The organism is Flectobacillus sp. (genome assembly GCF_049240685.1).
Taxonomy (GTDB): domain Bacteria; phylum Bacteroidota; class Bacteroidia; order Cytophagales; family Spirosomataceae; genus Flectobacillus.
In genome coordinates, this window is the sequence record NZ_JBMLSD010000501.1 from 21005 (window position 1) to 43228 (window position 22224).

The 22224-nt window shown below is 36.7% G+C and carries 19 protein-coding genes; 12 read left to right on the forward strand and 7 right to left on the reverse strand.

All coding sequences use genetic code 11. From position 1 onward, the window contains the following. Positions 1-94: 94 nt before the first annotated feature. On the reverse strand, positions 95-1324 hold the full coding sequence (locus ACOVQ4_RS23185; protein WP_421822960.1) for an NAD(P)/FAD-dependent oxidoreductase: 1230 nt from the start codon (positions 1322-1324) through the stop codon (positions 95-97). A gap of 610 nt (positions 1325-1934) precedes the next feature. On the opposite strand from ACOVQ4_RS23185, the gene ACOVQ4_RS23190 reads away from it, so the two are divergent. From ACOVQ4_RS23190 to ACOVQ4_RS23230, 9 genes are all read left to right on the forward strand, one after another. After that, on the forward strand, positions 1935-2717 hold the full coding sequence (locus ACOVQ4_RS23190; protein ID WP_421822961.1) for an alpha/beta fold hydrolase: 783 nt from the start codon (positions 1935-1937) through the stop codon (positions 2715-2717). Between the two features lie 124 nt (positions 2718-2841). Next, complete coding sequence (locus ACOVQ4_RS23195) at positions 2842-3507, forward strand: CBS domain-containing protein (protein WP_421822962.1); 666 nt, start codon at positions 2842-2844, stop codon at positions 3505-3507. A 192-nt stretch (positions 3508-3699) separates the two neighbouring features. Continuing rightward, the gene (locus ACOVQ4_RS23200; RefSeq protein ID WP_421822963.1) at positions 3700-4590 is read left to right on the forward strand and encodes an NAD kinase; all 891 of its coding nucleotides are present in this window, start codon (positions 3700-3702) and stop codon (positions 4588-4590) included. A gap of 129 nt (positions 4591-4719) precedes the next feature. Beyond that, positions 4720-5766 (forward strand): DUF6089 family protein, encoded by a 1047-nt coding sequence (locus tag ACOVQ4_RS23205; RefSeq protein ID WP_421822964.1) that lies wholly within the window; start codon positions 4720-4722, stop codon positions 5764-5766. Between the two features lie 78 nt (positions 5767-5844). Further along, a complete protein-coding gene (locus tag ACOVQ4_RS23210; protein ID WP_421822965.1) occupies positions 5845-6573 on the forward strand; it encodes a DUF6089 family protein in 729 nt (242 codons plus the stop codon). 375 nt (positions 6574-6948) lie between these two features. Continuing rightward, the gene (locus tag ACOVQ4_RS23215; RefSeq protein ID WP_421822966.1) at positions 6949-7698 is read left to right on the forward strand and encodes an isoprenyl transferase; all 750 of its coding nucleotides are present in this window, start codon (positions 6949-6951) and stop codon (positions 7696-7698) included. 84 nt (positions 7699-7782) lie between these two features. Next, a complete protein-coding gene (gene bamA / locus ACOVQ4_RS23220; RefSeq protein WP_421822967.1) occupies positions 7783-10383 on the forward strand; it encodes an outer membrane protein assembly factor BamA in 2601 nt (866 codons plus the stop codon). A 311-nt stretch (positions 10384-10694) separates the two neighbouring features. Continuing rightward, the gene (locus ACOVQ4_RS23225; RefSeq protein WP_421822968.1) at positions 10695-11306 is read left to right on the forward strand and encodes an OmpH family outer membrane protein; all 612 of its coding nucleotides are present in this window, start codon (positions 10695-10697) and stop codon (positions 11304-11306) included. 22 nt (positions 11307-11328) lie between these two features. Continuing rightward, positions 11329-11907, forward strand: coding sequence for an OmpH family outer membrane protein (locus tag ACOVQ4_RS23230; RefSeq protein ID WP_421822969.1), 579 nt, complete (start codon positions 11329-11331; stop codon positions 11905-11907). Positions 11908-11964: 57 nt separating this feature from the next. On the opposite strand, the gene ACOVQ4_RS23235 is transcribed toward ACOVQ4_RS23230, so the two are convergent. From ACOVQ4_RS23235 to ACOVQ4_RS23250, 4 genes are all read right to left on the reverse strand, one after another. Next, entirely contained in the window at positions 11965-12486 is a 522-nt protein-coding gene (locus ACOVQ4_RS23235; RefSeq protein WP_421822970.1) for an SGNH/GDSL hydrolase family protein, read from the reverse strand. 105 nt (positions 12487-12591) lie between these two features. Further along, complete coding sequence (locus tag ACOVQ4_RS23240; RefSeq protein WP_421822971.1) at positions 12592-13146, reverse strand: methyltransferase family protein; 555 nt, start codon at positions 13144-13146, stop codon at positions 12592-12594. Between the two features lie 17 nt (positions 13147-13163). Beyond that, the gene (locus ACOVQ4_RS23245; protein WP_421822972.1) at positions 13164-13835 is read right to left on the reverse strand and encodes a lipoprotein signal peptidase; all 672 of its coding nucleotides are present in this window, start codon (positions 13833-13835) and stop codon (positions 13164-13166) included. 181 nt (positions 13836-14016) lie between these two features. Continuing rightward, positions 14017-15222 (reverse strand): proline dehydrogenase family protein, encoded by a 1206-nt coding sequence (locus tag ACOVQ4_RS23250; protein ID WP_421822973.1) that lies wholly within the window; start codon positions 15220-15222, stop codon positions 14017-14019. A gap of 368 nt (positions 15223-15590) precedes the next feature. On the opposite strand from ACOVQ4_RS23250, the gene ACOVQ4_RS23255 reads away from it, so the two are divergent. After that, positions 15591-16685, forward strand: a complete 1095-nt coding sequence (locus ACOVQ4_RS23255; RefSeq protein WP_421822974.1) for a chorismate mutase — start codon at positions 15591-15593, stop codon at positions 16683-16685. Positions 16686-16808: 123 nt separating this feature from the next. Continuing rightward, positions 16809-18059, forward strand: coding sequence for a hypothetical protein (locus ACOVQ4_RS23260; RefSeq protein WP_421822975.1), 1251 nt, complete (start codon positions 16809-16811; stop codon positions 18057-18059). Positions 18060-18397: 338 nt separating this feature from the next. On the opposite strand, the gene ACOVQ4_RS23265 is transcribed toward ACOVQ4_RS23260, so the two are convergent. Further along, complete coding sequence (locus ACOVQ4_RS23265) at positions 18398-19249, reverse strand: T9SS type A sorting domain-containing protein (RefSeq protein ID WP_421822976.1); 852 nt, start codon at positions 19247-19249, stop codon at positions 18398-18400. Positions 19250-19997: 748 nt separating this feature from the next. Between ACOVQ4_RS23265 and ACOVQ4_RS23270 the strand changes: the two genes are divergently transcribed. Then, a complete protein-coding gene (locus ACOVQ4_RS23270) occupies positions 19998-20891 on the forward strand; it encodes an OmpA family protein (RefSeq protein WP_421822977.1) in 894 nt (297 codons plus the stop codon). 307 nt (positions 20892-21198) lie between these two features. On the opposite strand, the gene ACOVQ4_RS23275 is transcribed toward ACOVQ4_RS23270, so the two are convergent. Beyond that, a complete protein-coding gene (locus ACOVQ4_RS23275) occupies positions 21199-22098 on the reverse strand; it encodes an ROK family protein (RefSeq protein WP_421822978.1) in 900 nt (299 codons plus the stop codon). Positions 22099-22224 lie beyond the last annotated feature (126 nt).

A 22224-nucleotide genomic window follows, 5' to 3' on the forward strand; every position in this document is an offset into this window, starting at 1 on the left:
AAAAGTACTTTTTTATGAAATGATAAAGACCTTTTGCCTACAGCTTATAGCCTACAGCCCACAGCTTATAGCCTACAGCCCACAGCCTACTTTCTTACCTTTTTACTGAATCTACAATCAATTCTGCTACTTTTCTTCCAGACAACATGGCTCCGTTGAGCGAAGGATAGCAAGTCCAATCTCCGCATTGGTAAACATGTTTTGAAACCTCAAAGTTAGGGTTATATACGCTACCCGCTGGAAATGGATTGAGTGATTCTTTGATTTCATATTTTTTCAGAAACTCCCACGACCTGGCTTCTTCACCAAACCAGCCTATTAGTTCTTTTCTTAGCGTATTTTCCCAATCGCTATCAGAAAGTTTTGGCGCGTTTTGGGTTGATATAGAAATAAGTGATTTACCTTCTGGAGCATATTGTGGGGCAATATCACTTGGTACACACATATTATGAATCAATCCACTTCTATCTGGATTCAAAGCCAGCATTGGTTTATCAAGAGGCGATTTTGACGCAGCAAAATAAGTACAGGTTGTACTGTTATAGCTTGATGGCGCAGGTCGATTAAGTAATTTAGATGCCTGGAAACTATCTGTTGCCACCACTAATTTATCAAAAGGTATACTTGTGCCATTTGATAAAATCGCCTTGTTTGCATCAATCTGAATAACTTTCGAATTAAGTCGGATTGTATTGGCAGGTAGTTTTTGGGCTATTTGCTCAGCAATTTTTTGCATACCACCCGACGGAATCACCGCTTGTCCTTCATAAAATTTACCGAAGATATATTTAAAAAATGAAGCAGAGGTTTTTAATTCATTTTCGAGAAATACTCCACCAAAAAACGGCATGAAAAATTGATGAATGAACTTTTCCGAAAATCCATAGTTTCCTAAAAAATCTAATGTACTTTCAGAAGGCAAAGTCATAATTTCTTCATCTAAGTTTTGGGTATCCCAAATAAGCCTCAAAATACGTAGTTTATCGGCAAGTGAGCCAACCGATGAAAAAACCGTTTGAAAAATCTGATTGGGGTTTTCAAACGGATTTGAAAGTGTTTCAAAACCCTCAGTTGCTTTGATTAAAGCGCCTGATTGAAATGCTTTTAAATCTAAGGTAGCAAAATTTAAAATTTCTTGAGCTTCGGGATAGGCTGTCAGCAGAATCTGAAAACCTCTATCTAATAAAAATCCATTTTTTACATCTGTTCTTACACGCCCACCAACTCCATCAGATGCCTCAACGATGAGCACTTCGACGCCCTTCGAATACAGGTTGGCAGAACAAGTCAAACCTGCTATTCCTGCTCCAATAATTAGTACCATTTATCCTGATTTTTTATCTGTATACAAAGTTAAAGTACGAATTTATTCATTTTGTTTAAGAAAAGTTAAACAAAATAAAACCTACTGACAAAAATCTGCTTTTGGAGCAATAATCCTGTCGTATGACAAAATAAAGGAAAATTGTATTATTTTTATATATAAGATTTTTTTGATTTTAAGAATAAAATACTTAATTATTAATTTTTTATAAAATGAATAAAATCAACATTATTTGGAGTTTTGTGTTAATTGACTGTATTTTAATGATTTATAAAATAAAATGACTATTTGTTATTCATTTTTATTAAAACTTTTTTGAACCCTTTAGGTAAAAACTAGGATTATTTTAGATATTTTTTGTTATTTTGCATAGAGATAAATCAGGTCTAAAATTGAACAAAACCATTTTGGTAAATCATTAAGATTCGATTTTGTGTATATTTTGAAGAAGAAAATAAACTAGAAAACTATCAGATAGTCTATGTTTTTTGTAGGATATTTTTTACTAGTAATTATTCAGAAAAATATTGAATTTATCCAAAAACTAATCAACGTTATTTGATTGAATTAATGACTGCAAAATTTGATCAACAATAAAACCTCAAAAGATATGAGCTACCAGATTCACGAAGAAAACGGCTATAAATATATTGATGAAGGTCAAGGAGAAACCTTGATGTTGTTACACGGTCTTTTTGGTGCTTTGAGCAACTGGGAAGGCGTAATTGAAGGTTTTAAAAAAGACTACCGTGTTATCATCCCGATGATGCCAATTTATACCATGCCCATCACAAAGGCTGGCTGCGAAGGGCTTACCGAATTTATAGAGGGCTTTGTTGCTTGGAAGGGACTTGATAATCTGACCGTCTTGGGGAATTCGCTTGGTGGTCATGTAGGATTGATTTTCACTTTGAACAACCCTACTAAAGTTAAGAGATTGGTACTCACGGGCAGCTCTGGATTGTTTGAGAATGGAATGGGTGGCTCTTATCCAAAACGTGGCAGCTACGAATACATTAAAGAGCGCGTAGAGTACACATTTTATGAGCCTCAAACAGCCACTAAGGAACTAATCGATGAAGTTTTTGATATTACTAATAGTGCGCAGAAGGTAATTCGTATTATTGCTATTGCAAAATCGGCCCAAAGAAACAATATGGCCAAAGAAGTTGTTAATATCAAAGTACCAACTTTGTTGGTTTGGGGCCTCAACGATACCATTACTCCGCCACAAGTAGGGCATGAATTTAATCGACTTATCGAAAATTCTGAGCTTCACTTTATAGATAAATGCTGTCATGCTCCGATGATGGAACGACCTGAAGAGTTTAATAGAATATTGAGTACTTGGTTAGAAAAAACACCAATCACACAATTAGAATTGGCCTGCTAGCAAGCAAATATTTGACTTATCAAATTGGGAAGTTGCCATTTAATCATTAATTTTAAAAAAATAGAAAACAATAAGAACCTAGTTTTGGAGTTTTCTATTCAAAACAACTTACCACTTTATTACAATGCTTGCAAAAGATATAATAAATCATGTTTTACCTATTCTGAAATCCAATGATACAGTTGGAGATGCATTGGGGTGGATGGAGGATTATAAGGTTGGGCAACTGGCCATTGTAGAAGATAGCGAATATCGTGGATTGATAAGTCAGGATATCTTAATGGACGCGAACGAATCGCTCCCAATAGTTGCCTTACAACCCGAATGTCCAGAAGTTTTTGTGTTGGATCACCAACACCTTTACGAGGTTTTAGCACAATCGCAAAAATACGACTTAGAGGTAATTGCTGTTCTTGACCATGAACAGCGTTTTGTTGGAACTATCCTCATCAACGAGTTGCTGAATGAGTTAACCAAAAAGTTAGGCTCTCAAGAACTCGGAGCAATCATCGAAATCGCTATTGAGAATCGAGATTATTCGTTATCAGAAATTAGTCGACTTATCGAGGCCAACGACACCAAAGTGATTAGTAGCTACTACACCAGTGGCGACGAATTGTCTCATTATAGAGATATTTTGACACTGAAGCTAAATAGAAGGGACATATCTCCGGTTGTGGCCACCCTCGAACGATTTGATTATCATATTATTGGTGCTTATGCCTTCGAGCCCATAGTGACTCCAGATAAGGAGCGCTTTGATATGCTGATGAAGTATCTTGATTTGTAAAAACTTAAAAACCCATAAGAATTTGTTAAATCTTATGGGTTTTATTATTTCTTGCAAATTCAAGTCTTAAATTTGCCTTTTCCAAAATGAATCTCTTTTTTTGTTCTAAAAGATATTCACATATTCTTCTCATGCGATTTTGATAAGAATCCCCTTTTTATTTGATTTAAAGCATTAAAGATTTTTAGTAGAATGAAAATAGCCATTCATGGGCGTAACTTCAACGATTCCGTAAAGCCATTTGTGCAAAGCATGTTTGATACCCTCGAAGCCAAAGGGATATCTTTACAAATATCGGAATCATATCATCAATTTCTCCAAGAAAAAGGAGTTGTATATCGTTCAACCGCCATTTATACTTCTCAGAAAGACTTAGCCGATGCACAGTTTGTATTTAGTTTGGGTGGCGATGGTACACTTCTCGACGCAGTTACGCACGTAGGAAGCAATGAGACGCCTATTCTCGGAATTAATACCGGAAGATTGGGATTTTTGGCTACTATATCTCCAGATAAGATTCAAGAAAGTTTGGATGAGTTGCTCAAAGAAAACTATAGTCTTGATAAGCGTACCTTGGTGAGCATAAGCACTCAAATCAATGGACAGCCAGTGGATATTTTTGATGGGCTAAATTTTGGACTGAATGAATTGGGTATTATGAAAACCGATACTTCATCGATGATTGTTGTGAAAGCCTATCTTAATGGTGAATATCTAAACGCCTACTGGGCAGATGGCCTAATTATTGCCACAGCAACAGGCTCGACGGGCTATAACCTAAGCGTTGGAGGGCCTTTGGTGATGCCAACATCCGATATTTTTGTTATTGCACCTATGAGTCCTCATAACCTGAATGTACGTCCATTAGTAGTTACGACCGAATCAATCTTAGATTTTGAAGTCGAAAGTAGGAGTGCGAATTACTTAATTTCACTTGATGCAAGATCCAAAGTCGTGGATGGAAATGTGAAAATCAGAATGGAAAGAGAAAAATTTAAGGCCAATTTAGTAAAACTCTCCAATACCAATTTTTTGAATACCTTGCGAAGTAAATTAAATTGGGGACTAGATATTCGAAATTAGCATATTTCAAATATCAATTAACGTTTCAAACTCATACCAAAAGAGAAATATTAACGTTTATTAACATATATTTACCTTAACAATCACGAAATAACACGCTTTCAAACCCGAAGTATATAGAACCGACTTATGAAAAAAAATATTGCACTAGTAGTTTTCTTGATGTTAGGTGCGCTTAGTTTCCATGAAAGTCATGCTCAGTTTAAGTTTTCAAACTTGTTTGGAAGCAAAGACCAACCTAAAAAAAGGAAAACCTTTGAAGCTTTTTCGTCAGTGAGTATCGGTGTAGGTTCGTCTCACTACTATGGAGAATTATCACCTTATAATCGCTTTTTGCAATCTACCATGAATGGTGCTCGTTGGAATGCCTCATTCAATTTTACTCGTCAGTTGTCACCACAATTTGGTTTGAGGTTTGGTTTAACCTGGGCAAGAATTTTTGGCGATGATAACTACATGGAGGGCGTGGCTGGTTATGAAGCAAATTTTATGAGAAATCTCCATTTTCGTAACGATATCAAAGAATTTTCGATAGTAGGCCAATACGATTTTGTGAGAACTGCCAAAGGCTCGCCTCGGCGTGCAGCTGTAGTGCCTTATATTTTTGGTGGGGTTGCGGTTTTTGCTCATGACCCAGTAGCCAAACCTGACAGAACGCTATTTCCAGACCAAAGCGAATGGGTTCGTTTACAGCCTTTGCATACCGAAGGACAGGGTTTGCCAGGATACGCTCAACCTTATTCGTTAATTAGCGTATCGGCGCCAATTGGTATCGGGGTTCGTTACAAACTTAACCAGAACTTTGACTTGGGGCTGGAAGTTGGATATAGATTTACGATGACAGACTATCTGGACGATGTGGGTGGCAACTATGCCGACCCTGCCGATTTAGGTACACAAAGCGCCTTGTCGGTGGCCATGGCAAATCGTACCTTGGAGCGTACCGCTGCCTATTCGGGTAAAGACCGTACAACTGGGGTGATTGATTATCTAACAGCCATTGGTGTATATACGCCAGGTTCGGGAGTAGACCCATTTACTTATGCGTCGGTACCAGGTTTCTCGGATAGAACCGATGCCCGCGGTAATAGCAAATACAAGGATTCGTACATGCTTACTACCATCAAGCTGATTTATTATATCCCAACTAAAATAAAGTGTCCTCCACTTCGTTAGGAATTTATAAAAATTTAGAAATCATTTTTATTTCCAAAAGAATCGAGCATACTCTACAAGCCTAAAAGTCAGGATTTAATGCCTGACTTTTTTGTTCGCGAGAAAAAACGACTTTTCCATTATTTTATGACCAACTTGAAAGTATATGTGTGGATACTAGCAATAGCAGTTTTGGTATCAACACAATTGATGGCTCAAAAAATCGAAATCGGAGCAGGGGTGGGGGCAATGAACTACAAAGGCGATATTTCCCCAGATTTACAGATAGGCACCGCAAAACTTGGTGGAAATATCTTTTTTCGCTATAATCTCAAAAAGGATTTGTCGTTCCGTGCTAGTGCATTAATGGGAACCATTGCAGGTGATGACAAGAATAGTAGCGACCCCTTTAATCAATTGAGAGGCAAGACTTTTTCGACGACTATCAACGAATTGGCTGTAACTGCTGAGTACAATTTTTTTAACTATCAATATAATCGCTATCACAAAGATTGGACACCCTATGTGTTTGGAGGCCTTGGATTTATGAAGTTTTCACCAAGAGATAATCCTACAGCAGATTATAAACAGAACCAAATTGTTTTGCCATTTGGGGTAGGTATCAAATACAATATCAAAGGACCATGGGATTTAAACTTTGAATTTGGCACGCGAAAAACATTCACAGATTATTTGGATAACCTCGGAGGAGACGACCCTAGTTTACCAAAAACTCAGCAAAATGATTATTCAAAAAGAGATATGTACTATTATACAAGCTTGACTCTAAGTTTTAAATTTATCAAAATATATTGTCCTCCAAATTAATGAAAAGTTTGAGTGCTTGGTTAGTACAACAGCCGTAAAACCGAGAAGGAAAAACCAAGCAAGCAGAAGATTAGAAAAATATTACCAATAAAATTAGAGCGTTCATCGAGGTAAAGTTCGGTGAGCGCTTTTTGTATTTTAATCCTCTATAGAATGCTCAATAAGCATGTTGCCATTTTGAATAGGGGCTTTATTTCGTTAAATTTGCAATAATCTTAATAGATATATGTAAATTAGAGGCTTTTAGGGCATTTTAGGAAAGAATAGAGCGAGAATTGAAAGCTTTTGGAAACCATCAAATTGGTTCAAAAACGGACAAATCAGCGTGTAATGAGCCCTTTTTAATCCAACTGTTTGTTAAAAAGTGTTAAATCAGTGAAAGAACAATTAGACCGAAACAATCTACCAAAACACATAGCCGTTATCATGGACGGGAATGGCCGATGGGCTAAGCAGCAAGGCTTTACGGATAGAATTTTTGGACATCGTAATGCGCTTAAAGCCGTTAAGGAAGTGATAGAGGGCTGTGGTGAATTAGGAGTAAAATACTTAACACTTTATGCTTTTTCTACCGAAAATTGGAACAGACCCAAAGCAGAGGTAGATGGTCTGATGAATTTACTAGTAAAAACTATCAAAGAAGAAGTACCAACTATGCACAAAAATAATGTGCGTTTGGATACAATTGGAGATACTAGTGCTTTACCTGATTACTCTCGACGAGAATTGCTTTCTGCCATCGAAGATACCAAAAAAAATACAGGACTCACCGTGATTTTGGCTTTGAGCTACAGTGGAAAATGGGATATTGTGAATGCTGCCAAAAAGTTGGCACAACAAGTAAAAGAAGGAACTTTGAGCCTCGACGATATTAATGAGTCAAATTTCGAACTTTCGCTTGATACTAAAGGTATCCCCAACCCAGATTTGATGATCCGAACAGGTGGTGACCACCGCATTAGTAATTTTATGCTTTGGCAATTAGCTTATGCGGAATTATACATCTTTGAAGATCTTTTCTGGCCTGATTTCCGTCGCGAGCATTTACATATTGCTATAAGCGACTATCAGGTAAGAGAAAGAAGATTTGGCCGAACATCCGAACAGATTAAAAAAAGTATATAAAACAAAGAGCGTGTCACAGAATAGTTAGCCACAGGTATGAAAACACACAGCATACCTCTAATTATGACTAACAAAAACTATACAATGAAGAAATATTCCTTTCTGTTTTGCTTAACCCTTCTTTCATTTATTACACAAGCTCAGTTGAGGTTTGGTGGTATGGGGCGTCCAACAGCACCAGCTCAAACAGAGCTTAACTATGCTTCACCTCAAGAGTATGAAATTGCGGATATCGTGGTATCTGGTTCTAAATTTTATGACGGAAACTCCATGATTACCTTATCGGGTCTTCGTGTAGGTGATAAAATTAAAGTACCTGGTGATGCTGTTTCATCTGCCATTAAAAAATTAATGGATCAGGGTATCCTTGAGGAGGTTGAAGTACAAGCAGCTAAAATCGAAGGTAATAAAATTTGGCTCGTAATTCACCTCAAAGAACGTCCTCGTCTCTTTAGAATTGAATACAATGGTATTAGAAAGGGCGAGCAAGAAACGCTTTCTGATAAAATAAAAACCTATAAGGGTAAGATTATTACCGCAACTGTTAAAAAGAATATCGAATTGGCTATCAAAAAGCATTATCAGGAAAAAGGTTTCTTGAATGTGGGAATAAAGATTGCTGAGAGAACGGATACTCTTCGTGGTAATAATGCTACCATGAAGATTTATATCAAAAAAGGAGATAAAGTAAAAATCTCTAAAATCCAGTTTGATGGGGTATCAGAAATGAAATTAAGTACCCTAAAGCGCAAATTAAAGGGTACAAAAGAGAAAAAATTCTGGAGGATTTTTACTCCATCCAAATACGTTCCTAAAAAATTTGAAGAGGATAAGGGTAAGTTGATTGAATACTACAACAAAAAAGGATATCGTGATGCTCAAATTTTGAAAGACTCCGTTTACAAAGACAGCGATAGAACAGTAAAGGTAATATTCAAGATTGAGGAAGGTCGCCAGTACCATTATCGCAATATTTTCTGGGAAGGCAACTATATTTATCCAGATTCGGTATTGACTGAAATTTTAGGGGTGAAAAAAGGTGATATTTACAACACCGAAGATTTGGAAAAACGCCTAAATGGTAAGCCTCAAGAAGATGTTAGTTCGGCTTACATGGATAATGGTTATTTGTATTTCCAATGCGAGCCTGTCGAAACTGCCGTTGTTGGCGATTCTATCGATATCACTTTCCGTATTACTGAGGGTAAGCAAGCTACCATCAATAAAGTAATTGTTAATGGTAATACAAAAACCTCTGACCACGTAGTAATGCGTGAGATTAGAACATTACCAGGTCAGAAATTTAATAAATCTGCAATCATCCGTACAGTACGTGAATTATCAACGATTGGATACTTCAACCCTGAAAAGATTACACCAAACCCAATTCCAAAAGCGGATGGTACGGTAGATATTGAATACAACGTAGAAGAAAAACCTTCTGACCAAATTGAATTGTCTGGTGGTTGGGGCGGTTATATTGGATTTGTGGGTACTCTCGGGGTAACTTTCAATAACTTCTCTGCCAAAAACATCGGTAATTGGGAATCGTGGAAGCCACTTCCTTCGGGTGATGGCCAAAAGCTATCGGTTCGTTTCCAAGCGAATGGTGTTGCTTATCAAAACTATTCATTGTCATTTACTGAGCCTTGGTTAGGTGGTAAAAAACCAAACTCATTCTCGGTAACATTGAGTCGTAATATCTCGTACCCGTATAAGATTCAGCAATACAATTATTTGTCGAATCCTTATGCCTATGGATATGGGTATGGATACGGATACGGTACAGGAACGACGACATCTACTTTGACAACAGCACAACAAGATAGTGCAACAAATGCACAAAATAATGCTCACTTCAACAGTACGAGTTTGTCGTTCAGTTTAGGAAAACGCTTGAAATGGCCAGATGACTATTTCTCATTGAGCAACTCACTTTCGTTGTCATTGATTGACATTGCTGGTTTAGGTTCTAGTTATTATGGATACCCAGAAGGAAAATCATTGTCGATTGCTTTTGTAACGAACTTGTCTCGTAACAGTATTGATAACCCAACTTTCCCTCGATATGGGTCTAGTTTCTCCTTAACTGCATCCTTAACACCTCCCTATTCATTGATTAGTGGAAATGTTAATAGTACCTTGATTGAATATCATAAATGGATGTTTGATGCCAGTTGGTTTACTGCTATTACGAACAAATTGGTATTCCACATGCGTACTCACTTAGGGTTCTTGGGAAGTTACAATCCGAAAAAAGATATTTCTGTATTCGAGCGTTTTGACGTAGGTGGCTCGGGTATGATGACTGGTTTTGCAATTGCTAGCCGCGATATTATTGGTTTGAGAGGTTATAAAGATCGTATCTTAGGTTCACAGGGTACAGTTCCAAATGGTGGTGTGGCATACAATAAGTTTGTAATGGAAATGCGCTATCCTGTATCACTTAATCCATCTGCTACCATTTTCTTGTTAGCTTTTGCTGAAGGTGGTAACAACTTTGCCAACTACCAAGAATATAATCCATTCAAGCTATACAAATCGGCAGGACTTGGTGCTCGTATCTTCATGCCTGCATTTGGTATGATTGGTATCGATTACGGATGGGCGTTTGATAAAGTTCCTGGTGTGTCAGATTTTGGTCGCCAAGCCTTTACTTTCTCAATTGGTCAGCAAATCCGATAGTTATTTGACATTTTGTAAAGGGTAATAAGAGCCTCGTGTTCTTGTTACCCTTTATTGCTATTAAAGCCGAGTTTCACTTGTTTTGTAAAGGAGTTTTTGGGTTTGTCATTTTACACTCGACAAAATCAGTATATATTTGTTAAGCATTTGTTAATCTAGGTATTTAGCAATTTCAAAATTCAATATTACTCATACTGTAATCGTTAATGTTTTAACAAATGCAAAACAGGAACTGTAGTTGCACCTTATTTTACTTAGATATTAGCACATACAGAACCCACCTTAGTTTTAACTAAATAACCCTTATCAACGTGAATAAGCAGATTTTTTTACTAATTTTGGTTTTCTTTAGTGCTTGTTTGAGTAGCATTGGACAAAAGATTGGCTATATCGATACAGAGTACATTACCTCCAAAATGCCTGAATATCAAAAGGCGCAGGAAGACATTGAAAAACTCACAACTAAATGGGTTAAAGAGATTTCTGAAAAGAGTGAGGAAGTTGCCAAACTTGAAAAAGCTTACCGTGCCGAAGAAGTATTGCTTACAGAGGAAATGCGCCAGCAAAGACTCCGTACAATTAATGAAAAAGATAAAGAAGTAAAAGAACTCCAAAATAAAGTGTTTGGACTAAATGGGGAGCTTTTTAAGAAAAAACAAGAAATCATGCGTCCTATTTTGGACCAGATTGTAAGAGCTACCGAAAAAATCGTTAAACTAAAAAGACTTGATTTTATCTTTGATAAAGCCTCAGACAGTCTAGTGATGATTTATACAAACCCTACCCATGATTACACTGATTATGTGATGGAAGAATTGGGCATCTCGGTTGAACAGCTAAAGGAAAAAGAAAAAGAAGAACAAAACAATGCCAAAGAGGAACCAGCAGGAAACTCCAAAGCGAAAACAAACAAAAAAAACTAATTAACAAATCCAAATGACAAAAATGAAGAACAAATTTTTTATCGCCTTGTTTGCTATTGTGGCATTGGCTACCTCTAACGTAAATGCACAAACAAAAATTGGTTACATTAGCTTAGATTACGTATTGAACCAATTACCAGAAGCAAAACAAGTAGAAGCTGAATTGAAAACTACGCAAACTCAATACGAAAACTTGTTGCAAGGTAAAATCAAAGATTTTCAAGCGAAATATGCTGAATATGAGAAAAATGCATCAACAATGAATGAGGTAATTAAAGCTGATAAAGAGAAAATCTTACAAAACCTTCAAAATGAAATCGAAGAATTCCGTCAGTCATCAGCTACTTCTTTGCAAAAGAAACAAGCTCAGTTGTTGCAACCTTTGTTGAAAAAAATCGAAGACAATATGCACGTTGTAGCTAAAGAAAATGCTTACACTTACGTATTCAACTACGATGCAGGCCAAGGCACAACACCAATCGTATTGCACGCTCCAGACGATGCTAACATCTCTGATTTGGTATTGAAGAAAATGGGCGTAACGCCTAAGCCTGTAACGGCTACTCCAGCTCCAGCGGCGCCAGCAGCTCCAAAAAAATAATCATTGATTGTTTCAATGTAAAAAAGCCCAAGATTTCCTTGGGCTTTTTTGTTGTATTCATAGTAAACCTTTTAACATTTCTGACCAAATCTGATAAGCACTGGCTTTCAAATGTACTCCGTCTAGGCTATATTCTGACAAGAGAAATCCATCTTGGCTAAGCTTTTGATTTATATCACAATAATGTACATGTTCTTCCTTGCAGAGCTTTTGAATGCCTTCATTGAGCACTTTTACCTTCTGATTGATTTCAGCCTGATTTTCGGTATATATGCAGCTATTGATGATTACCTTAATTGATTGCCTTTGGGCTTGCTGAATAAAAACTTGGTAGTTTTCAAGAATACGTTGAACAGGAACCCCCGAAAATAAATCATTGATTCCGCCATTTAAGATTAGCACTTTTGTATGTTGAGGATATCCATGTCCTATGTTCCATCTGATTTGTTGCGTAATTGCTCCTCCATAAGCTTGATTACTGATATCTAATCTTCCTAACCATTTACACCAGTTTTCTTGTGCCAATATCGAATCGCCTAACAGAAGTACGGTCGTATTTTCTGTAGAAATCTTTTGCATGATTTTATCTGTATAATGATATAAAATCCAAAAAAAAGCTGCTCCAAACAAGATGTTGAGCAGCAATGATATTTTAAGAATAAGCTTCATTTTTGAAATAATCTCCTACAATTTTGGAATTAACATAGGCACTTCTTTTTGGTATTTTTCATAAGTTTTACCAAAAATTTGAACTAGTTTTTTTTCTTCAAAATAGATTCCAATTCGAATATAAGCCGTTAGTGCTAATGCCATGGCAAGGTTGTTGGCGGTACTTGTGATTCCAAAAACACCCCAAACTATAACCAAAGTGCTCAAATACAAAGGATGGCGTACCACACTCATAATTCCATCCGTAATTAGTTGGGCGGGTGCTTCGGCTTGAATACCTAAAAATGCTTTCAAATCATATTGTTTGAATGACATAAAGAGCATATAAATCCCCAAACTAATCATCAAGCCACCAAAGATGTTATTGGCTGTGCTAGAGGGCATCAGAAGCTCTGATGGTATTGTAACTTGAAAATATAAGATAGGGAGAATCAGGACAATCGAAACAATTGTATATGCCAATCTGTAGTACGGAAAGTTTAGTTTATTCTTTACTTCATTAGAGGCTAATACAGAATGAAGAATTCCGTATACAATCCATAAGATGCCAATGATTATTTCTATTTTCATATTCTATCTATTTAAGGCTATTCTTGGGTCGATATCGATTCATTGGTGTCGGCAGCATTTAGGTCTACCTCTGACGAAGCACCCACGGGCGCAGGAGAAGGTTCCAAAGAAGCAAAAAACGTGTTTTGCCAAATCATGATAGCAACAACACCACAAAAGATTGCAGCATCTGCAAAATTGAAAATCGGTGTCGAATACCAGCTTCCACCCCAAATAGGCACCCATTCTGGAATCCAGCCTTGATAAAAGTCAAAGAAAAACATGTCAATTACTTGGCCATGAAACCACGGGGTAGGAGAGTCGTAAGGCGCGTTATGAAGCAATACACCATAGAAAGTACTATCGATTACGTTTCCGATTGCTCCCCCCAAAATGGCTGCAATACTCCAAAGTAATCCTTCATGCGCATTTTTCTTTGCCAGTTTGGTGAGATAATATCCAATACCTACCATCGCAAAAACTCTGAAAAGACTTAGGACAATTTTACTGTATCCTTTTGGAAGAAAATCAAGGGTAATGCCAAACGCCATACCTTTGTTTAAGACATAATGAAGCTTAAAAAAGTTGCCAATAACAGGTACTTCGTTGCCCTCGTATTTCAAAAAGTGATAGATTGCAAGCTTGATAAGTTGGTCGATGACAATAAGTAAAAAAGTAAGCCAAAAATATTTGTATGGGGAACGAAACATTTTGTTTAGAATTTTGCCACATCAAAACTCTCACAAGACCATGAGCAAGGTGGCAGTTAATATATAAAACGGATAAACAAACGAATAGTTTGTTTTTGAAACGCAAAGGTACAAAATAAAAACGCCACGACGACAAAATAGTCTGTGGCGTTTTTAGGATTCTTTTGGTAAAGTATGTTTTTTACTTTTTGCGACGAATCATTTCTTTTTTAATCAAGGTAAATTCACGACTTGCTTGGCCTGCCACCGATGTATTTTCGGCAGCACGACGGAACAAGTATGGCATTACCGCCTCCACTGGTCCGTAGGGAACATATTTTGCTACATTATAACCCGCATTGGCCAAGTTGTAAGAAATATTATCAGACATGCCCAATAATTGTGCGAAGTAAAAATGTTTATCTGTAGCTGAAATATTATGTTGCTCCATCAATTTGGCTAGGTACTTACAGCTGTATTCATTGTGAGTACCCACACAGATTGAAATCGCATCTCTATTTTCCACAGCGTATTCCACCGCCAAGTTAAAATCTTTATCTGTATTTTCCTTAGTTTCGTGTACAGGCTCACAATAGTTACCCTCATGCGCACGCTGGCGCTCTTTTTCCATGTAGGCACCACGTACCAGCTTCACTCCAAGTAAATAGCCCTTCTCTCTGGCGATTTCTGTAGCTTTTTTCAAATTTTCGAGCATATCCTTACGGTACATTTGGAAAGTGTTGTAAACAATACATTCTTGTTTATTGAATCTTTCCATCATGTCATAAGTTAGGGCATCTATTGTATCTTGAATCCAAGACTCCTCAGCATCTACAAAAATGCGAACATTTAGTTCAGCGGCCTTGTTACACAAGTCAAACATTCTTTGGTGAACTCTCTCAAAGGCAGAAGATTCTTCTGGAGTCAATGGAGTTTCACTTTGTACTTTTTCCAGTAATTCAGTACTACCAATACCCGTTACCTTGAAAACCGCAAACGGAATAGCACCGTTATTCTGTGCCTTTTCAATGGTTTTGATAATTTCTGCTCTTGTAAGCTCAAAACTAGATTCGTTGTCTTCTCCCTCCACGGAATAGTCCAAAATTGTGCCAATCTTAGCTTTGTCCAAATTTTCTATTGCCTTATTGCATTCAAGCAATGTTTCGCCTCCACAAAACTGTTCGAATACCGTAGATTTAATCAGTTTTTTGATAGGAAAATGAAGAAAAATGAACAGTTTGATAAAAAAAGTTCCTAACTTTACAAGCCAGTTCTGATTCATACTTGCAAAGATGAGATACATCTTCTTTAATTGTAAATCAGATTTGTCTGAAAATGCGATAGACGTGTCCTCAAAGGATATTTTATCGGCTTTCATCGTCGGTTGTGAAATGGATGTTTTAGTCATGTTCAAAGACGAAATATCGACTAATATGGTTGTTAGATGGTGATGGAGTTTTCAAAAAAGTTTTAATTAAAAACCCTTAGTATCACATTGTTAAGTAGTGTGTTAATTGCTTAAAATTAATTAAAACGTGCAAATATAGTATATTAGAATAATACAAAAATACATTGGGGTAGGATTTTTTTATTTATCCTATGCTAAGTTAGATTTTAAAGTTCTTATTGGTGTGAGAATTATAAAGTTTACTGGCTTCCTAAAATGTCAAATCAAAACAAAGATAACAGTAATCTTTGAAGTTGAGAGATACTTTTAAAAACCCAAATGTATTGTATAAATTTATATTTTTTTACTTGAATTAATACTGTTTGCCAATGAACGCAAATTTAGACGTAGTGCCGATGCAGGAATGGATTAATACTGACGGCAAACCCTTAATTATTGCAGGTCCTTGTTCTGCTGAAACAGAAGAACAAGTACTCGAAACAGCCAACCGAATCAAAGCGGAAGGTTATGCACACATCATGCGTGCAGGTGTATGGAAGCCACGTACTCGTCCAGGTAGTTTTGAAGGCATGGGAGAACCAGCTTTACAATGGTTAGCTGAAGCAAAAAAACAAACTGGATTACCATTAGCAATCGAAGTAGCAAATCCTGAACATATTGAGTTAGCATTGAAATATGGTGTTGATGTATTGTGGATTGGTGCAAGAACAACTGTAAACCCATTCAACGTACAAGATTTAGCAGATGCGTTGAAAGGTGTTGATGTTCCTGTATTAGTGAAAAACCCAGTTAACCCAGACTTAGCGCTTTGGGTTGGTGCTTTTGAACGTTTACAAGGTGCTGGCATCAAGAAAATCGGTGCAATTCACCGTGGTTTCTCTAATGCTCAGGAAACAAAATATCGTAACTCTCCAATGTGGCAAATGGCCGTTGAGATGAAACGTTTGTTCCCACAATTACCAATGATTGGTGACCCGTCGCACATGGCTGGTAAGCGTTCGTTGTTGATGGAATTGTCACAACGTATTCTTGACTTGAACTACGATGGTATGATTATCGAAACTCACCGTGATCCAGATAAAGCTTGGTCTGATGCTTCTCAGCAGTTGACTCCTGAAGCTTTGGGCGAAATGTTGCGTGAGCTTGAGGTTCGTAAAGCTAACTACGGCGTTGAGTTTACTGACGAATTAGCTGGTTTACGTGCTAAAATCGACAATATCGACCGTGAGTTGATGGAGGTTTTGGCTGCTCGTATGGCCGTAGTTGAAAAATTGGGCGAATACAAACGTGATAACAGTGTTGCTGTGTTACAATTGGATCGTTGGAAACAAGTACACGCTGATCGTGCAAAACAAGCTTCTGGTTTAGGCTTGTACCCTGAATTTGTGGAAGAATTATTCAAACTTGTTCACTTGGAGTCTATCAGAAAACAAACTGAAGTTATGCATTCTTCTATGGCATAATTTAGCGCTGAGTTATACATAAAAAAAGTGGTTGTCATGAATATGGCAACCACTTTTTTTTGGCATTGATTTTATCCTAAAAAACCTCTATTTTGCTTTCTCCTAATCATACCTGTATAGTCTATGAAAAATACCCTACTGATTTTATTCAACCTTCTTTTTTTTAGTAATCTAGTTGCGGCACAATCCTCAAAAGCTGACGACAGTAACGGTGTTTTTTGGAAGCCTATCGTCGAAATGGACGATAAACTCTATCCTTCCTATGTGCTCGCTAATGTGAATCGGAATTATTTGAAAGATAATGATACCCCACAAGACCAGAAAACCTATTTTGGCGATAGCGAAGGGCAATTTGGGATTGAAATAACTTATCTCAAACTTGGCCCAGCCAATGTGAAACTAGTGGTAGAATGTCCAAAAATTATGGAGTCTAGTTCTTTTTCTGTATATCTAAATGGAAAAAGTAGCAAATATCAAATTTTCCCGGAAATCGCCTATAAATGGGATGTCTTGACTAATGTCACTCAACCTTTTCCTGTAAATGTGAACTACTTGGTGTATGTGAATGGGGTATTAAAAGAAAAGCAAACCAAAATCATTACGGTAAGAAGTATCAATGATTGTCCATTTATTTTTATTCATCGACAAAAAATTATTCATGACATGAATTTTATGTATGCGGCCTATGTCAATGAAAATCATCCAGTAATTACAAACCAGCTTATGCCCGAAATTATGCGTACAGGCATCGTAAATAGTATCACAGGGTATCAGACCAATGATAGGATGGAAGTGATTAGACAAGTATTTGCCGTATGGAATGTATTACGTCAAAGAGGTGTAAAATATAGTTCTTTGGTATCTTCAAACAATGAACCTGCACAAAAATATCCTTTAGTAATTCATCAATTTGTAAGAAGACCTAGCGAATCATTGGCTTCTCAACAGGCTAATTGTGTAGATGGGACAGTCCTTTTTGCTTCCATCTTATATAGAATGGGCATCCACCCACTGATTGTAACAACTCCCAATCATTGTTGGTTGGGATTTTATACCAATTCTCAACACACAGATACGATGTTTTTGGAGACTACTATGATGGGAAGTAATTTTTCATCCGCTCGACTCGAAGCCGCAAAGGAATTAGATGTGTATAGTCTTATACTAGATCGTCTATTCCCAGACTCGTATAAGACCTTTTTGTTGGCGTTGAGGGTTGGATTTTCGAATTATTCAAGAGATAAAAGTAAGTTTTTAGTCGATTCTAAAGTAAAGTTTTTACCAGAAAATGCTGCCATCGAACCTTTACAATATCAGATTTTCGAAATAGAACGATACAGAAGAGAAGGGCTTTTGCCGATAATAGCTAATTAACTGAAGTTATCAGTTAATAGTGTATCCGTTACTAGAATAACGACTCTTTACTTAGCTTAACGAATACAAGGATACAATCAATAGGTGCCACAGGTTATTGATGTAAACTCTCTGTTGCTTTTATCTTAGTCAATATTCTACAATTTTTATTCATCTGTAGAGACGCAATGCTTGCGTCTCAATGCTTGCGTCCCAAACTAAGTTAATCTTGCATGATAGCCTCAAAAAAAGCGGTCGAAAATATTTTTCGACCGCTTTTTTGATGAAAATTTTTGGAATTATCCTAGGGGCAAAGTTCCAAGAGATTGATACTTCTTGACCTTTATTTTAGTAAATTTTTATTCATGTCTTACTACTAGTTTTTCTACTACTGGACTACCTACATTTTGATTAACACGAACAAAATACATACCCGAGCGAAGGTTTTCGACAGAAATAGTTATCTCGTTTTGATTTTCAGCCAAAGCCTCTTGCTGATAAATAGTGCCATCCATACCAATCACAGCTAGCTCGTTAGCACGAGCAGATACCTCTGGGCTTAAATTTACTTTTGCAAAATTTGTTGTTGGATTAGGGTATAAATGGAGGCTCAGAGCAGAAGCTCTTTCTTGCGCAACTACTTTGATTTCGGCGAGTGACATAGCTGCATTATTCGTATGTGCTACAAATCGGATATTATGCGTACCTCTAGGTAAATCTTTTATATTAAATGATAAATTTTGCCAAGAACTATTTGATTCTATAAACAAAACGTCTTTGGCTGTTAGGAGCTTTCCGTACACATCATAGGCTTGATAGCTAAAACCAGCGTTGTCTGATAAGGTTCTAACTTGAAGGCTTACAGCATAATTCGCATTGTCATTTGTGACACGATAATCAAACCAAGCACTGAAATGGTTCGAAAAACCTTGAGGATTCAAGATTAAAGAATTTTTCCCAATTTCATTCCTAAATTGAGTAGATTGAGCGGGTGTTGCTTTCCATCCCAGCGCCTCTATTCGTTGTCCAATAACACTCAATGATGTTATTAGCACAAAAGTGGTGATAATCGCAGAATGTACGAATTTTTTTGGTACGATTATTGCAGCTATTTCAAATATAGTTACATATTTGTCCGAATGGGAAGGCGTACATGCAGGTACACCATATCCCAAGCCTTGACTAGCAAAGCTTACCAATAAGTTTGTCATAAGTAGGAGTGGGCAAAATGTTTTACAGGTATTAGTTTGTTTTAAGGGCAACTAATACACTGCATTGAATAACTGCTCAATGCAGACCGTGCAGGGTCGCATTGAATTAGTATTCTAAGAAATTATTCTATTCTCAGCTAGCGCATTGAAGTTGGGTGTGCAGCCCAAATTGATGTGCTAGTTGAGTCTAAGATTGTTTGTTCGATGTGCAGTCGAAAAAACAGTTATCACGGTTTTTGTGCAGAAAACCATAATTAACAAATATATTAAATCCTTTTAAAATAAAAAGAACCTCTTAATAGGTTCTTTATCGATATTGTATCAAAGAAGCCAAAATACTTATAATTAAGTATTTTGGCTTCTTTAGTTTTGTAAAAGAAAGATTGAAATATAGGGAATATCAATTGTTTGAATACGCCAGATTTGTACGGATAATCTTAATAATTGAGTAATTGAAAAAATTTAAGGTATTTTTAATCTACCGTACGCTCAACTCAAATTCTTATTCTGTTAAATTCAAATCTTAGAAAATTATTAAAATATACCCCTGTAAATGAGTGTTTTAGCGAGAATGTGAGTTGAAAAGTGCAATTGCTTTTCAATTTATGCTGAGTTTTTCCGAAATTTGTCTGAGAATTAAAAATACAATAAAAGCAGGTCAAACATGGTTAGAAACTTAGAAAACGTTTTGTAACTTTATTCGACCTTTAAAAGCATTGCTTTTGTACAATTAACATCAATTTTTATCATGAAAAAATTAGTTCTTTTTATTGCGCTACTACCTCTAGTATCGTCTTGCGTTAGCAAGAAAAAGTTTGCTGAGGCGCAGGCTAAGCTTGTAGAACTTGAAAAAAGCAGAGACGAAGCTCTTGCAAAAATTAAATCTGACGCTGCTGATTGCGATAAAAAAGTAGGTGACTTGCGCGCTGAATTGCAATCAAAAGATACGGATTTGAATGCAAAAACTAAGCAAGTGAAGGATTTGCAAGATCAAGTAGACTACTTGAAGAAAACTAACACAAACTTGTTAGACCGTTTGTCTGACTTGTCAGTTGTTAGTAAGTCGGGTGCTGAAAGTATTAAGAAATCTTTGGATGCTTTGAACGATCAAAGCAAATATATCCAAAACTTGAACTCTTCAATCCAACGCAAAGACTCTATCAACTTGGCATTGGTAATGAGCTTGAAACGTTCATTGGCTGACGTAAATGATGAGGATGTAACTGTTGAAGTGAAGAAAGGTGTTGTTTATATCTCTATCTCTGACAAAATGTTGTTCCGTTCTGGTTCATCAGAAATCAATGCTAAGGCAGAAGCTGTGTTAGAGAAAGTAGCTAAAGTTGTAAACGATCACAAAGAACTTGACATCTTGGTTGAAGGCCACACTGATAGTGTACCTATCTCAACTGACTGTGTGAAAGATAACTGGGATTTGAGTGCAAAACGTGCTACTTCTGTTGTTCGTATGTTGCAAACTAAATTTAGCGTAGCTCCTGAGCGTATGACTGCTGGTGGTCGTTCGGAGTACTTGCCAAAAGAAACTAACGAAAACTCTGCTGGTCGTAAGTTGAACCGTAGAACTGAAATTATCGTAACTCCTAAATTGGATCAATTCTTCCAATTGTTGACTAACGGTAAATAATTTCATTGGTTATATAAAAAGGGTTGGAAGAAATTCCAACCCTTTTTTGTTTTATATCATTATACAACAATGCTAATCTAATTGGCATAATTGGGCTTTCAGCAGAGAACTTTGGGCATTTGATAAAATGATTCTATGGTTTCCAAAGAAAGATACTTTAATTTTTATACTAAAGGATAAAGGCTATCAAAGGTAAAATTGAATTGACAATATCTCTTTCTGTAGCACAACTGCTTGGCTATTTCTGATTTTGAATACCTTCAAATAACGGATACACAATTAACATATCACGTCGAGTTATTGACAATTACAAAAGTGCAGCACCAAATACCCCTGCACTATCACCCAATAGTGGTTTTACTATAGGTGTGGTAATTTTTTTGTCGTTAAAAATATATTTCTTGATACGCTCGTAGCCTTCTGTATATAACAAATCAATATTTCCGACGCCACCTCCAATAACAATAAGATTGGGGTCTAAAACATTGATTAAAGTTGAAATAGCACGACCATAATATTCAAGAAGTCTTTCTATTGTGGCTGTTGCAACTGGATCGATACCAGCTTCATGACGTTCTAAAATTTCTTTTAACTTGAGGGGAGTTCCTGCATTAGTAGCATAAAACTTTTCAAGAGCAGGTCCTGCAATTACTTTCTCGACACAACCTGATTTTCCACAATAGCAAGGGTCTCCATCTTCTTCCAAGATATTATGACCCCATTCGCCACCAATACCATGCTGCCCACCGATTACTTTGCCATGAACGACTAAGCCTCCACCAACACCTGTACCCATAATTACACCAAATACAAGCTCTGCCTCGGGATAATCTTTACCAGCACCCATCAAAGCCTCTGCTAAGGCAAAACAGTTGGCATCATTGGCAAGTTTGACCGAAATACCCAACGCCTCTTCCAAATCTTTGTTCATGGGGTTTCCATTCATACAAACCGTGTTACAGTTTTTCATAGTTTGGGTGGCTGGGTCAAGAACCCCTGGAGTCGCAAAACCAATTTTTTGCGGTCTTTCACCAAGTTCGTCAGCTACCAAATCAACTAATTTTTTGATTTGAGAAATAATATGCTCATAACCTTTGTCAGCCTCAGTTGGAATCCTTTTACGAATAAGTACCTTCATATTTTCGCTGCTCTCCAATACAGCACATTCGATTTTGGTTCCGCCCAAATCAATACCCCAAAGTTTCATTGTCTTAAATTTGTTAAAATTAATGCGTTTAGATAGAAAATGAGTAAGTTAAGTTATTACGTCAGATAAAATTTAAGTTTTGAGCTTTTGGCTTTCAGCTTTGGGCACTTGTCAAAAACATATCTA